Genomic DNA, 13,989 nt, shown 5'->3' on the forward strand with positions numbered 1-13,989 from the left:
GCCGGGGCAGGGGTGACCGGATGATGCGGCGGATCGCATCATCCCCACTGGCCTTGACCGCAATTTGACCCTAGAGCCTCTTTCCCATGGAAGAGGCCCGTTCCGATACCGCCCCATCGTCTTTCGCCTATCGCTTGCGCCGTGACGCCGGGGGCTTTTTCAGTCGCCTGGCGCCGCTATGGTCGCGGCGCCTGTTCCGCTGGGCGATCATCGCGCTGGGCGGACTGCTGCTGGGTATGGGCCTGTTCTGGCTGATCTTTGCGCGCGGCCTGCCGGACGCGGCGACGCTGCTGGAATATGAGCCGCCGCTGCCGACCATCGTGCGCGACATCAATGGCCAGCCGGTCCACAGCTATGCCCGCGAACGGCGCGTGCAGCTGCAATTTAGCGATTATCCGCCGCAGTTGATCCACGCCTATCTGGCGGCGGAGGACAAGACCTTCTTCGAACATCATGGCGTCGATATCCCCGGTTTCGCCGGCGCGGTGTTCGACTATGTTAGCAAGCTCGGGTCGGGCCAGCGCGCCCGCGGTGGCTCCACCATCACGCAGCAGGTGGCCAAGAATCTGCTGATCGGCGATGAATATTCGCCCACGCGCAAGGTGAAGGAGATGATCCTCGCCTACCGTATGGAAAATGTGCTGAGCAAGCAGCAGATACTCGAACTCTACCTCAACCAGATATTCCTCGGTCGCAACGCCTATGGCGTGCAGGCTGCCGCGCGCGCCTATTTCGACAAGGACGTCGCCGACCTGCAACTGCACGAGATGGCCTATCTGTCGATCCTGCCCAAGGGGCCGGCCAATTATCGCCCCGAAAGCGAAACTGGCCATGCCCGCGCGCTCGACCGCCGTAACTGGTCGCTGGGCGAAATGGAGAAAAATGGCTGGATCACCGCCGCCCAGCGCGATGCCGCCCGTGCCCAGCCCCTTGGCACCGTCGCCGCGCACGGTTCCAGCTTCGACGCGCGCGCCGGCGGCTATTATATGGAAGAGGTGCGCCGTCGCCTGATCCAGCGTTTCGGCGAAAAGGCGGAGGACGGCCCCAACAGCGTCTATGCCGGCGGCCTGTGGGTGCGCAGCCCCTATGACCCGGTATTGCAGGATCATGTGGCGACCGCATTGCGCAACGGCCTGCTGCGCTTTGATGCGGGGCGCGGCTGGTCAGGCCCGATCGGCCATATCAATGTCGATAATGGCTGGGAGAGGGAGCTGGCCGCCAGCTATATCGACGTCGATTATGCGCAATGGCGCGTTGCCGTCGTCATCAGCCGTTCGTCGAGCGATGCGCAGATCGGCTTTGCCGACGGATCGACCGGCACGCTGCCGGCGGGCGCCGCCAATACGCCCTATCGCAAGACCGGTGGCCCGGCCTTCTCCGCGATGAAGCCGGGCGACCTGATCGTCGTGGCGCGCAACGGCGCCAGCTGGGCGTTGCGCAACATTCCCGAAGTATCGGGCGGCATGGTCGCGCAGGAGGTCCATTCGGGCCGTATCCGCGCGATGCAGGGCGGCTTCGATTCGCGCCTGTCCAGCTACAACCGTGCGACGCAGGCGCTGCGCCAGCCGGGATCGACCATCAAGCCCTTCGTCTATGCCGCCGCGCTAGACAATGGCATGACGCCCGCCTCGATCATCGTCGATGGGCCGCTTTGCGTCTATCAGGGTGCGGGCTTGGGGCAGAAATGCTTCCGCAACTTCTCCGGCGGCAGCGCCGGGCCGCAGACGATGCGCTGGGGCGTGGAGCAGTCGCGCAACCTGATGACCGTGCGCGCCGCCAGCCAGACCGGCATGGATCGCGTCGTGCGCACCATCAAGAATATGGGGATCGGCGACTATCAGCCCTATCTCTCCTTCGCGCTGGGCGCGGGTGAGACGACGGTGGAGCGGATGGTCAACGCCTATGCGACGCTCGCCAATCAGGGCAAGCAATTCCCGTCCAAGGTGATGGACTATGTCCAGGATCGTCGCGGCAAGGTGATCTGGCCGGAACGCTGGCGCCCGTGCGATGGCTGCAACATGGCCAATTGGGACGGCAAGCCCATGCCGCGTTTCGGCATGGAGGGTAAGCAGGTCATGAACCCGATGACCGCCTATCAGGTCGTCCATATCACCGAAGGCGTGATCCAGCGCGGCACCGCCACGGCGCTGGCGGACCTGAAGCGCCCCCTGTTCGGCAAGACCGGCACGACCAACGGCCCGACCAACGTCTGGTTCGTGGGCGGATCGCCCGATATCGTCGCGGGCGTCTATATCGGCTATGACCAGCCGCGCAGTCTGGGCGGCTGGGCGCAGGGCGGCCGCATCGCCGCCCCGATCTGGAAGGCGGCGATGACGCCTTTGCTGGAAACCATGCCCAAGACGCCCTTCGTCGCGCCGGCCGGCATCCGCATGGTCGCGATCGACCGCCGTTCGGGCAAGCGCGTCTATGGCGCATGGCCCGGCACCGACGCCAAGCCCGCCATCATCTGGGAAGCGTTCAAGCCCGAATCCGAACCGCGCCGCACCATCCGCAAGGAGGAGGCCGAGGAACAGGCCAAGGTCGCCGCAGCCCGCGCCGACCGTGCCGTGTCGGGCGGCCGTCGCCGCACCGACGCCGACTTCCTGGAAGGGCAGGGCGGAATTTATTGAGGGGGCGGGCCGTTACAGGCCTGCCGCCTTTCTGAGCGCTTCATTGATACGGGCCTGCCAGCCTGGGCCGCCAGCCTTGAAACTTTCTATCACCTCCGGGTCCAGGCGCAGTGAAACATGCTGCTTCGTCTGCTCCAGCTTCGGGCGACCGCGCCGTACCAGCCTATTCCCGTGATACGCATCCGCGCCATCGGCCCATGCCTGCGTCAGCCCAGGAGCATCATCCGGATCGCTCCAGTTCGCGCCAGTAGATTTCGCGTTCTTCATCATCTGCAAATGTAGCAGATAAATCCTCGCCCTTCCCAAATCCGCTGCCCTCGGATAGGGGCGGACGCTTGATGCGTTGAAGCGCCACGACAGTTTTGGAGACTCCCCATGCGCGCCGAAGCGCAGCAATATATCGATCGTATCGACGCCGCGCTGGCCCTGCTGCGCCAATCGCTGGACTGGGATCGCGCCCTGCGCCGCCTGGACGAACTGAATGCGCGCGTGGAAGACCCGACCCTGTGGGACAACGCCAAGCTGGCGCAGGAGGTGATGCGCGAGCGCACGCGCCTCGACAGCGCGATCGGCGCAACCCGCGCGATCGGGACGGACAAGAGCGATACTGCCGAACTCATCGAGATGGCCGAGGCCGAGGGTGACGAGGATATGGTGAGCGAAGCCATCGCGTCCCTGAAGGCGCTGGCCGACCGCGCGGATGAGGACAAGATCAAGGCGTTGTTGTCCGGCGAGGCCGACGGCAGCGACACCTATCTGGAAATCCATGCCGGGGCGGGCGGCACCGAAAGCCAGGACTGGGCCGAAATCCTGTCGCGCATGTATCGCCGCTGGGCGGAACGGCGCGGCTACAAGGTGGAGCTGGTCGATTATCAGGCGGGTGAAACCGCCGGCATCAAGTCCGCGACCTTCCTGATCAAGGGCGAAAACGCCTATGGCTATGCCAAGACCGAAAGCGGCGTTCACCGCCTGGTCCGCATCAGCCCCTATGACAGCGCGGCGCGCCGCCACACCAGCTTCTCGTCGGTGTGGGTCTATCCGGTGATCGACGATAATATCGATATCGAGGTCAAGGAAAGCGACCTCAAGATCGACACCTATCGCGCATCGGGCGCGGGCGGGCAGCACGTCAACACCACCGACTCCGCCGTCCGCATCACCCACGTTCCTTCGGGCATCATCGTCGCGTCGCAGAATGACCGGTCGCAGCACAAGAACCGCGCTACCGCGATGAACATGCTCAAGGCCCGTTTGTACGAAGCCGAGCTGCGCAAGCGGGAGGAAGCGGCCAACACCGATTATCAGGCCAAGACCGAAATCGGCTGGGGCCACCAGATCCGCTCCTATGTGCTCCAGCCCTATCAGCTGGTGAAGGACCTGCGCACCGGCGTCACCTCTAGCGCGCCGGACGATGTACTGGACGGGGCGCTCGATCCCTTCATGGCCGCCGCTTTGTCGCAGAAGGTGACGGGCGAATCGGTCGATGTGGAGGATGTCGACTGATGAACCGGGCGGTTTTGGCGGGCGCACTTGTCCTGCTGGCCGCCCCGCTGGCTGCCTGCGACCGGATGGGCGGCGGCAAGGGCACGCAGCGTTCCGCCGCTGCCGAACCTTTCCCGCGGGCCGACCGGCCGGTCGCGCCGATCGTGTCGACCCGCTGGTCGAGCGAGGAAGCGCGCGACCGGGTGAATGAGGCGGAGGATATCATGAACCGGGCGGGCATCCGTCCGGGGATGACCGTGGCCGATATCGGCGCTGGGGAGGGCTATTATACGGTGCGCCTCGCCAGGCGGGTGGGCGCCAGGGGCCGCGTCCTGGCCGAAGATATCATGCCCGAAGTGATCGAGGCACTTTCGCGCCGCATCACGCGGGAAAAATGGGACAATGTCAGCGTGAAGCTGGGCGCTCCGGAAGATCCCCGCCTGCCGCAAAACAGTTTCGACCGAATCCTGATGGTCCATATGTATCATGAGATTGCAGAGCCTTATGCCTTCCTCTGGCATCTCAGCCCCGCGCTCAAGAGGGATGGCGAGCTGATCGTGGTCGATGCCGACCGGCCGACCGACCAGCATGGCACGCCGCCGCGGCTGCTGGCTTGCGAAATGGCCGCCATGGGCTTTCGCATGGAGCAGGTGATCGCCAAGCCGACCGCCGGCGGTTACCTCGCCCGCTTTCGCCGCATTGCCGCGCGGCCCGATCCCGCCAGCATCGTGCCTTGCGCGTTGCAGGGCTAACTTGCCCAGGCTGCGGCCCTTGCTGTAGGGCATGGCGATGCACTTCGACGATCAGCTTCAGCGGTATTTCGGCACGGCCGACATCGATACATTGCCGTCCGCGACGATCGAGGCCGGGATCGACCGCATGCGCGTCGATCTGGGCCTGGAGCAGGATCGCGGGCGACGGTTTGCGCTCTGGTCGCTGCTCCATCTGCTGGGCGGCGCACCCGATCTGGACGTCGCCTTTGAAGAGGAAGCGGACCGGGAGGCTGCGCGCAATTTCATGGACATGACAGACGAGGCTTGATCGCTGCGCATCGATCGATGAGTTTTGATGAAGGCTCCGTCCTCCTCTTTCCTTCCGTCCAACGACGGGTAAGACGCCATCGCAACATTTCCGGAGGATCGGATGGATTATCGCACGCTCGGCCGCACGGACGTCAAGGTCAGCCAGATCTGCCTTGGCACCATGACCTGGGGCTCGCAGAATAGTGAAGCGCAGGCGCATGAACAGCTCGACTATGCGATCGGGCAGGGCGTCAATTTCATCGACACGGCCGAGGCCTATCCCGTCACGCCGGTCAGCGCCGATACGCAGTTCCTGACCGAAACCTATATCGGCAACTGGATCGCGCAGCGCGGCCGGCGCGACGATATCGTGCTGGCGACCAAGGTAGCCGGGCCGACGCGCGATCCGATCCGCACATTTCGCGGCGGCGATAATCGGCTTGATCGGCGCAATATATTGGCGGCGGTGGACGACAGCCTGGCCCGGCTGAAGACCGACTATATCGATCTGTACCAGGTCCATTGGCCCGACCGTCCGGTGCCATCCTTTGGCCGGCGCGGGATCGCGGCGATCGAGGATGGGGATGAAACCGTGTCGATCGAAGAAACGCTGGGTGCGCTGGCCGAATTGGTGCAGGCCGGCAAGATCCGGCATTTCGGCCTGTCCAACGAAACGCCCTGGGGTGTCAGCGAATATCTGCGCCTGTCGCGCGACAAGGGCCTGCCGCGCCCGGCATCGATCCAGAATGCCTATAATCTTCTCAATCGCCTGTTCGAGGTTGGCCTGTCCGAATTTGCGCTGCGCGAGGATGTCGGGCTGCTCGCTTATTCGCCTTTGGCGGGCGGCAACCTGACCGGCAAATATCTGGGCGGCGTCATTCCCGCCGGATCGCGCCGGGACGTGTCACGCCAGTTTGTGCGCTATGACCTGCCCAATCAGGCGGTCGCCAGCGCCCGCTATGTCGCGATCGCCCATGCCTTCGGACTGGATCCGGCACAGATGGCGCTGGCCTTCGTCAATGCACAGCCATTCGTCACCGCGAATATCATCGGCGCCACCAGCCTGGAGCAGTTGCGGACCAACATCGCCAGCGTGGACATCCATCTGACGCCGGAGCAACTGGCCGCGATCGAGGATATCCATCGCGTCATTCCCGATCCCTGTCCCTGAAGCGGAAGGCTGGTCAGGCGGCCCGGTGCGATCGGGACTTATGATCGGGCATATCGGCAAGAGCCGGGCTGTCCGCCATGGCGCCGATCCCTTGCCACCAGTCATCGACGGGCGGGACTAGGATGGACAGGGCACCATGGCGAGGCCTGGCATTCCAGGCCTTGCCGTCATGGTAGAAGCGCCACAGCGGATCGCTGTTGACCGGGCGATGATGAAAGCGCGCCTGTACCCCGTTATGCACAGGGTCGATGGGGCGTAATTCGCTGGGAACCGATCGCCAGCTGCCATCGGGATATCGCACATCAATCGCCATCGCATCCTCCATACGTCCCCAACGCTTCACAAGCCTTTGAGTTCATTACGGCTTACGCTCTTATCGCAGGATTGTTGCGCAAGGCTTCGCGGTGGTCATCGCGAAAGCGGATCATTATTAATTTCACAACGCAATTGCGAATCTATCGCAATATATGTAGGACGCCTCCCAATCCTAAGATAAAGAGGGGCGTTAGAATGAATGTGAAATGGATCGCGCTGGGCAGCGCAGCAGTCATGGCATTGTGCCACACGGCGGCCTATGCCGCGGATGAGGCCGCCGATGCCGATCAGTCGCAGGACAGCATCATCGTCACCGCTGCGACGACCGGTACCAAGACGGACACCGCGCTGGTCGAACTGCCGCAGCCGATCAAGGTCATCAGCGCCGAACAATATTTGTCGCAAGGGGCGATCAGCATCAGCGACACGGTAAAATATGCCGCCGGCGTGCTGGCCAATCCCTATGGTCGCGATACCCGCGTGGACGGCTTCAACGTGCGTGGCCTGGACGCGCTCCAGTTCCGCGACGGCATGCGCGACATCTTCAGCTACTATGCCAGCATCACGTCGGACCCCTATAATTTCTCGCGCGTGGAAATCGTGCGCGGCCCGGCATCCGTGCTGTTCGGCCAGGGTTCGATCGGCGGCCTCGTCAACCTCGTCAGCAAGACGCCGGAGTTCAAGACCGGTGGCGAGCTGAACCTCGTCTATGGCAGCTATGATCGCAAGGAAGCGATGGGCGACGTCAATGTCGCGCTGGCCGACAATCTGGCGGTGCGCGTCGTGGCCCGCGTGCGCGATGCCGACACCTATGTCGATCATGTGCCCGACGACCGCGTGATGTTCGCGCCCTCGATCCGCTGGCAGCCCACGCCCGACACCGACATCGTGCTGAACGGCCTCTACCAGGAAGACGACACCGGCTCGACGTCGCAATTCCTGCCGATCGTCGGCACCTTCCGCCCCAACACCGTCGCGGGCGAGCAGCTCGATCGCTACACCTTCGTCGGCAAGGCGGGCTGGGACCGGTATGACGGCCGATCGCTACAGGGGGGCGGCTCCATCACTCACCGCTTCTCCGACGCGGTCAAGATCAGCCTGAAGGCCCGCTATATCGACAGCGACCTTTCCTATAACACCCATTATGCCGACAGCTATACCAACCCGCAGGATCCCTTCTCGGTCTATGGCACCGATGGTCGGACCATCGCGCTGACGGCCGATGCCAGCGATGCGCGGATGAACGTCTTTTCGACCGACAATAATGCGCAGTTCAATTTCAACACCGGCGCCAACATCGAGCACAAGCTGCTGGTCGGCATCGACTATAGCTGGAACAAGGTCGGCAAGCGCTATGATGGCGGCAACGAACTGGTCGATCTCTACGACATCGATTATGGCTCGCTCAAGACCTATGACCCGACCGGTGCCTTCACCACGGAATCGCAGAAGCAACTGGGCGTCTATGTGCAGGACCAGATCCGCTTCTACGACCGCGTCTCGGTCGTGCTGGGCGCCCGTCGCGACCGCGTGACCGGATCGTCGGGCCAGAAGGATAACGCCACCACCTTCCGCGCCGGCATCATCGGCGAAATCGGCGCCGGCATCTCGCCCTTCTTCAGCTATACCGAAAGCTTCCTCCCGGTCGCAGGGCGCATCGACAATGGCGACGGCACCTATGGCGATCCCTACAGGCCGCAGACCGGCACGCAATATGAAGCGGGCGTGAAATGGCAGCCCACCGTCAACACGCTGGTCACGGCCACGGCGTTCAAGATCAAGGAGCGCAATCGCGTCCTCTATCTTGCCGCCGGCGGCACCACCCAGTCGGGCGAACTCAACACCAAGGGGTTCGAGATCGAGGCGAGCCACACGCTGCCCGGCAATTTCGAGCTGCTGGCCAATTACGGCTATTCGAAGCTGAAGTCGGAGAGCAACACGAACCTGGACTATATGCCGCGCCACACGGCGTCGATCTGGTCGACCAAGACGTTCGGCCTGCCCGGCGAGGCGCAACTGCGTCTGGGCGGCGGCGTCGTCTATAGCGGCAAGAGCGTCTCGACCAGTTCGATCTGGTCGATCGTCACGCCATCGCGCACCACTGTCGATGGCCTTGCGGAGGTCAACTGGAACAACTGGCGCTTCGCGGTCAACGCGACCAACCTGCTCAACAACAAATTCTACGCATCCTGCCTGGCACGCGGCGACTGTTTCATGGGCGCGCCGCGCAACGTGATGGGCACGGTCGGTTTCCGCTTCTAAAAGACGGTGAAGGGAGAGAGACGATGAAGACGATATCCATGGCCTTGCTGGCGCTGGCCGGCCTGACCTCCGTGGCGCAGGCGCATGAAGTGTGGGTGGAGCGGGACGGGACCGGTCCCGCGCGCATCTATCTGGGCGAACCAGCGGACGTCTTGCCGCAGGGCGGCGATCCGGAGTTTGAGAAGCTGAAAGCACCCAAGCTCGTGCCCGCGTCCAAGGCAGCCCAGATTCGCAAGGCCGGCTATATCGAGGTGGCGGTGCCTGCCGGCGACGTCCGCCTGATCGACGACGGCGTGTTCGCGCCCTGGGGGGAGGACGGCAAGAAAGAGGGCGTCATCTATTATGCCCGCGCCGGTCGCACCGAAGCCAAGGCGGGCCTGCCACTGGAAATCGTGCCGACGGCCGCCAATGCCGACAGCTTCACGCTGCTGCGCGACGGCAAGCCGGTACCCGCCGCCAAGCTGACCGTCATTTCGCCGGACAAATGGACCAAGGCAATGGTCACCGACGCGCACGGCCGGGTCACGCTGCCAATTAAGGCCAAGGGCCGCTTCATCGTCACGGCCACGCAGGAGGAAAAAGGCGACCTCGCCCTTGCCAACCAGAAGGTCGCGACCCTTTATCATATCGCGACGCTGACCTTCGTGAACGACTGACGGCTAAAGAGCGGGGAGGGCGCTGGCTCTCCCCGCCTTGTTTGTGACAGGCCTGTCACGCGAGTGACTTCGTGCCGTCAACCATAGCACATTGCTCTGCAATATCGCGCCGCTAGGCCGCCCCCGACCAAGGGTCCAAAGGGGGATTATAAGTCCATGCGTATCACCACCGCTCTGCTGATGGCGTCGACCGCCATCGTCGCCATGCCTGCCTACGCCCAGGATGTGGCGCCCGTCGATGCCGCCGCTGCCGATGCCGGCGCGGACATCATCGTTTTCGGCCGCGGCGAAACCCGCCAGGTGCAGGAAATCACCAGCAAAGACATCATCACGCTGACGCCCGGCACCAATGCGCTGAAAGCCATCGAAAAGCTGCCCAGCGTGAATTTCCAGTCTTCCGACCCGTTCGGCAATTATGAATGGTCGCAGCGCGTCACCATCCGCAGCTTCAACCAGAACCAGCTCGGCTTCACCTTCGACGGCATTCCGCTGGGCGACATGAGCTATGGCAACCATAATGGCCTGCACATCACCCGCGCGATCAGCAGCGAGAATATCGGTAGCGTGCGCGTGTCGCAGGGCGCCGGTTCGCTCGGCACGCAGGCGACCGGCAACCTTGGCGGAACGGTCGAAACCTTCTCTGCCGACCCGGCCGATTATCTGAGCGGCAGTTCTTTGGGTGCGCAGGGCAACCTGACCTATGGCAGCGACGAAACCTGGCGCGCCTTCGGCCGCATCGCGCTCGGCACGCGCGAGGGCATTCGCGGCTATATCTCCTATGGCTATGGCTCCACCGACAAGTGGAAGGGGCAGGGCACGCAGGACCAGCATATGGGCAATGCCAAGGTCGTGATCCCCGTGGGCGACGCGAAGATCGACGGCTGGCTCAGCTATTCGGACCGCCGCGAGCAGGATTATCAGGACATGTCGATGGGCATGATCCGCCGCCTCGGCTGGAAATGGGACAACACCTATCCCGATTACGCCCGCGCGATCGACTATGCCGATCGCCTGAACGATGTCGACCGCGTCAGCAACAGCGGCGGTTCGCCCTTCCCCGATGGCCGCTACGACTATAGCGGCGCGCCGGTCGCCGGCGGCCAGGTCTATCCGGGCAACGTCACCAGCGCCGACGACGCCTATTATGACGCCGCCGGCCTGCGCAAGGACTGGCTGGGGTCGATCGGCCTGACGACGCCGCTGGGCGAAAACGCCAATTTCAAGATCAAGGGCTATTATCATAATAATAGCGGCATGGGCCTGTGGGCCACGCCCTATACGCCCAGCCCTAACGGCGTGCCCATGTCGATCCGCACCACCGAATATGACATGGACCGCATCGGCGCGTTCGGCAGCGTCGATTACACGATCGGCATCCAGACGCTCAGCGCCGGCGCCTGGTACGAAAACAACAAATTCCATCAGGCCCGCCGCTTCTATGCCTTTGCCAGCCGCACCGATCCGGGCCTGAGCTTCCGCGACTATCCCAAGAACCCCTTCGCCACCCAATGGGAGTTCGATTTCACCACCGACACCTTCCAGTACCATGTGCAGGACAAGATCGACCTCGGCACGGTGACGATCAACCTGGGCTGGAAGGGCTTCAGCGTCACCAACAAGGCGGACGCGATCGTCGCCTCCACCTTCCCCGAAGGCAAGATCAAGGCGCAGGACTGGTTCCAGCCCCATGCCGGCTTCGCGGTGGAACTGAACCCGGAAATGGAAGTCTTTGGCGGCTTCACGCAAGTGACGCGCGCTTTCGCGTCGGCGACCACCACCGGCCCGTTCTCGACCAACCAGGCCGGCTTCGACCAGATCAAGGACGATCTGAAGCCGGAATCGTCGGACACCTATGAACTGGGCCTGCGCTACCATAACCCCGTCTTCAACGGCACGTTGGGCGCCTATCTGGTCAACTTCCGCAACCGCTTGCTGGCGGTGCAGGTGGGCAGCCCGATCCAGGGTCTTGCCTCCGCCTTGCAGAATGTCGGCGGCGTCCGCGCGCTCGGCTTCGAAGCGGCCGGCGACCTGAAACTGGGCCAGGGCTTTGGCGTCTATGCCAGCTACAGCTATACCGACGCCACCTATCGCGACGATGTGCTCAACAGCTCGGACGGCTCGCTGGTCGCCGCGATCAAGGGCAAGACGGTCGTGGACAGCCCCAAGCATATGCTGCGTGGCGAACTGAATTATGATCAGGGTCCGCTCTTCGCCCGCATCGGCGCCAACTATATGTCCAAGCGCTTCTACAGCTACACCAACGATGCGTCGGTCCCCAGCCGCGTGATCGTGGACGCCTCGATCGGCTATCGCCTGACCGACAAGATCGAAGTGCAACTGAACGCCAGCAACCTGTTCGACAAGAAATATGTCAGCACGATCGGGTCGGGCGGCTTTGGCAACAGCGGCGACGCGCAGACCCTGCTGGTCGGCGCGCCGCAGCAATTCTTCGCGACGCTGAAGGCCGGTTTCTAACCGCGTAACGACGGACGGTTCGGTCACAAATGCGTGACCGAACCGTCATCATTTTGACCGGGTGCAGTTATCGCGCTGCAACGCCAATGTAGGCACCCTGTCACGCGCCGCCTGTAATCCGGCGACATGATCGCGACACATCCCCGCCAGATCCGCATCCCCGCCGCCGACAAGGCGCGGCTGCGCCTTCTCTTCCTTGCCAAGCATGCGTGCGCCGACGGCCGGCCGGACGCGCAGGATGGCAATCACGCCGTCTATCATCATGAAATGCGCACCACGCTGGAGGCGATCGGCCTCAATGTGGATGTCGCCGACAGCTATGACGCGCTTTACCAGCGGCCCGATGCCGACTTCGTCGTCACCCTGCTCAACCGGGGCGGTTTCCAGAATAGCGAGATGCTGGCCCCCTTGCTGCTCGGCCGGCGCGATATGCCCTATCTGGGTGCCAGCCCGATCGTGCGTGGCCTGTCCGACGACAAATATCTGAGCAAGATGATCGCCCGCGCGCGCGGTGTGCCGACCATGGCGGCGCAGCTTTTCCGCCGGGGCGGCCTGTTCGAGGCGCCGGCCTTCGACGCGGAGCGGCTGGTGGTAAAGCCCAACGCATCCTCCGCCTCCTGGGGCGTAAAGATGGTCGATACATGGGCGCAGGCGCGGGACCATGCCGACAGCCTGTTCGCGCTCGGCCATGATGTGCTGGTGGAACAATGGGCGCCACTGCTGGACGTCGCGGTGCCGGTGATCGGCGGCGCCGCCGGCCAGCCCTGGATCCTGCCGCCGATGATGTATGTGCCGGCCGACCCGCATCGCGAGCGCAGCTATGAGGAGAAGCGCGGTTTGATCGACGCGGGCGACGATCCGCTGATCCTGGTCGAGGATGCCGAGCTGCGCGGCCGGCTGGAGGCGATGACCGCGGCTCTGCTGCCCGAATTCTGGCCGTTCGACTATGGTCGCTTCGAATTTCGCTATGATCCGGCCAGCGGGCAATTGCTGTTCATGGAGGTGAACCTGTCCTGCAACCTCTGGTCGAAGAAGACGATCTCGCGCTCCGCCGCGTCGATCGGCATCGACCATGCCGCTTTGGTCGAAACCATCGTCGGTCATAGCCTGGCGCGGCAGGGCCTGCTGGACGAAGCGATCGTGCAGGTGGCGGCATGAGTGGCCGGACTACCGCGATCCTGCTCGCCGGCCGCCGCGACGGCGCGACCGATCCGCTGGCGCTCGCCCATGGCGTCAGCCATAAATGTCTGGTGCCGGTCGCCGGCCAGCCGATGCTGCTCCATGTCGTCGACGCGCTGGTCGCCAATCGCCGGATCGGCACGGTGCGCGTGGTGATCGAAGACCCCGCGCTGCTCGCGACCATCCCGGCGCTGCGCGGCCTGTTGCACAATGGGCGGCTGGTCGGCGTGGCGGCGCAGCCCAATCTGGTCGATAGCGTGCTGGCGGGGGCGGATGGCGCGGAATTCCCGCTGCTCATTACTACTGCCGACAATGTGATGCTGACCCCGGATGCGATCGACGAGATGCTCGACGGCTGCGCCACGCAGGGTGCGGACGCAGCCGTCGCCTTTACCCGCCGTGCATCGGTGCTGGCCGCCCATCCGGAAGGGCAGCGCAAATTCTACAGCTTTGCCGATGATGGCTATTCCAACTGCAACACCTATTGGTTGCGCGATCGCAAGGCGCTCAAGGCCGCAGAAACCTTCCGTTCGGGCGGCCAGTTCGTCAAGCATCCCGGCCGCATCATCGGTGCCTTTGGCCTCATCAACCTCATCCGCTTCCGCTTCGGCATCGGTACGCTGGACCAGGCTTTCGCCCGCTTCTCGCGCCGCTTCCGCATGACCATCAGCCCCGTGATCCTGACCGACGGCGCGGTGGCGATCGACGTCGATAACGCCCGGTCGCACGGCGTCGCCACGACTTTGCTCGACCAGCGCATGTCCCTGGCGCAGGCGGCGGAGTAGCGCGCCTTGCTG

12 protein-coding genes are annotated in these 13,989 nt (G+C 63.8%); 10 read left to right on the top strand and 2 right to left on the bottom strand.

Annotation, left to right across the window (positions count from 1 at the left end; genetic code table 11):
* The first annotated feature begins 86 nt into the window (after positions 1-86).
* Complete coding sequence (locus tag AC07UX_RS13530) at positions 87-2,630, top strand: penicillin-binding protein 1A (protein ID WP_495192521.1); 2,544 nt, start codon at positions 87-89, stop codon at positions 2,628-2,630.
* Positions 2,631-2,642: 12 nt separating this feature from the next.
* Here the strand turns inward: AC07UX_RS13530 and AC07UX_RS13535 are convergent, their stop codons facing one another.
* A complete protein-coding gene (locus AC07UX_RS13535) occupies positions 2,643-3,026 on the bottom strand; it encodes a BrnA antitoxin family protein (RefSeq protein ID WP_495192522.1) in 384 nt (127 codons plus the stop codon).
* Between AC07UX_RS13535 and prfB the strand changes: the two genes are divergently transcribed.
* From prfB to AC07UX_RS13555, 4 genes are all read left to right on the top strand, one after another.
* Positions 3,006-4,133, top strand: a complete 1,128-nt coding sequence (gene prfB / locus AC07UX_RS13540; protein WP_495192523.1) for a peptide chain release factor 2 — start codon at positions 3,006-3,008, stop codon at positions 4,131-4,133. The two genes, AC07UX_RS13535 and prfB, sit on opposite strands and share 21 nt — an antisense overlap.
* On the top strand, positions 4,133-4,864 hold the full coding sequence (locus tag AC07UX_RS13545; RefSeq protein WP_495192524.1) for a class I SAM-dependent methyltransferase: 732 nt from the start codon (positions 4,133-4,135) through the stop codon (positions 4,862-4,864). Before prfB ends, AC07UX_RS13545 begins: the two co-directional genes overlap by 1 nt.
* Before the next feature lie 37 nt (positions 4,865-4,901).
* Complete coding sequence (locus AC07UX_RS13550) at positions 4,902-5,153, top strand: hypothetical protein (RefSeq protein ID WP_495192645.1); 252 nt, start codon at positions 4,902-4,904, stop codon at positions 5,151-5,153.
* A 102-nt stretch (positions 5,154-5,255) separates the two neighbouring features.
* Positions 5,256-6,305 (top strand): NADP(H)-dependent aldo-keto reductase, encoded by a 1,050-nt coding sequence (locus AC07UX_RS13555; RefSeq protein WP_495192525.1) that lies wholly within the window; start codon positions 5,256-5,258, stop codon positions 6,303-6,305.
* A gap of 13 nt (positions 6,306-6,318) precedes the next feature.
* Here AC07UX_RS13555 and AC07UX_RS13560 read toward each other — a convergent pair whose 3' ends face one another.
* Complete coding sequence (locus tag AC07UX_RS13560) at positions 6,319-6,618, bottom strand: hypothetical protein (protein ID WP_495192526.1); 300 nt, start codon at positions 6,616-6,618, stop codon at positions 6,319-6,321.
* A 197-nt stretch (positions 6,619-6,815) separates the two neighbouring features.
* Between AC07UX_RS13560 and AC07UX_RS13565 the strand changes: the two genes are divergently transcribed.
* The 5 genes from AC07UX_RS13565 (at position 6,816) to AC07UX_RS13585 (ending at position 13,977) form a co-directional block, all read left to right on the top strand.
* On the top strand, positions 6,816-8,882 hold the full coding sequence (locus AC07UX_RS13565) for a TonB-dependent siderophore receptor (protein ID WP_495192527.1): 2,067 nt from the start codon (positions 6,816-6,818) through the stop codon (positions 8,880-8,882).
* Between the two features lie 23 nt (positions 8,883-8,905).
* Positions 8,906-9,538 carry a DUF4198 domain-containing protein gene (locus AC07UX_RS13570; protein WP_495192528.1) on the top strand — a complete coding sequence of 211 codons (633 nt, stop codon included), beginning with the start codon at positions 8,906-8,908 and terminating at the stop codon, positions 9,536-9,538.
* Positions 9,539-9,694: 156 nt separating this feature from the next.
* The gene (locus tag AC07UX_RS13575) at positions 9,695-12,013 is read left to right on the top strand and encodes a TonB-dependent receptor (RefSeq protein WP_495192529.1); all 2,319 of its coding nucleotides are present in this window, start codon (positions 9,695-9,697) and stop codon (positions 12,011-12,013) included.
* Between the two features lie 126 nt (positions 12,014-12,139).
* Positions 12,140-13,171, top strand: coding sequence for a D-alanine--D-alanine ligase family protein (locus AC07UX_RS13580; protein ID WP_495192530.1), 1,032 nt, complete (start codon positions 12,140-12,142; stop codon positions 13,169-13,171).
* On the top strand, positions 13,168-13,977 hold the full coding sequence (locus AC07UX_RS13585) for a nucleotidyltransferase family protein (protein WP_495192531.1): 810 nt from the start codon (positions 13,168-13,170) through the stop codon (positions 13,975-13,977). Before AC07UX_RS13580 ends, AC07UX_RS13585 begins: the two co-directional genes overlap by 4 nt.
* The last annotated feature ends 12 nt before the right edge of the window (positions 13,978-13,989 follow it).

It is taken from the genome of Sphingobium sp. GW821-FHT02B05, assembly GCF_059421905.1.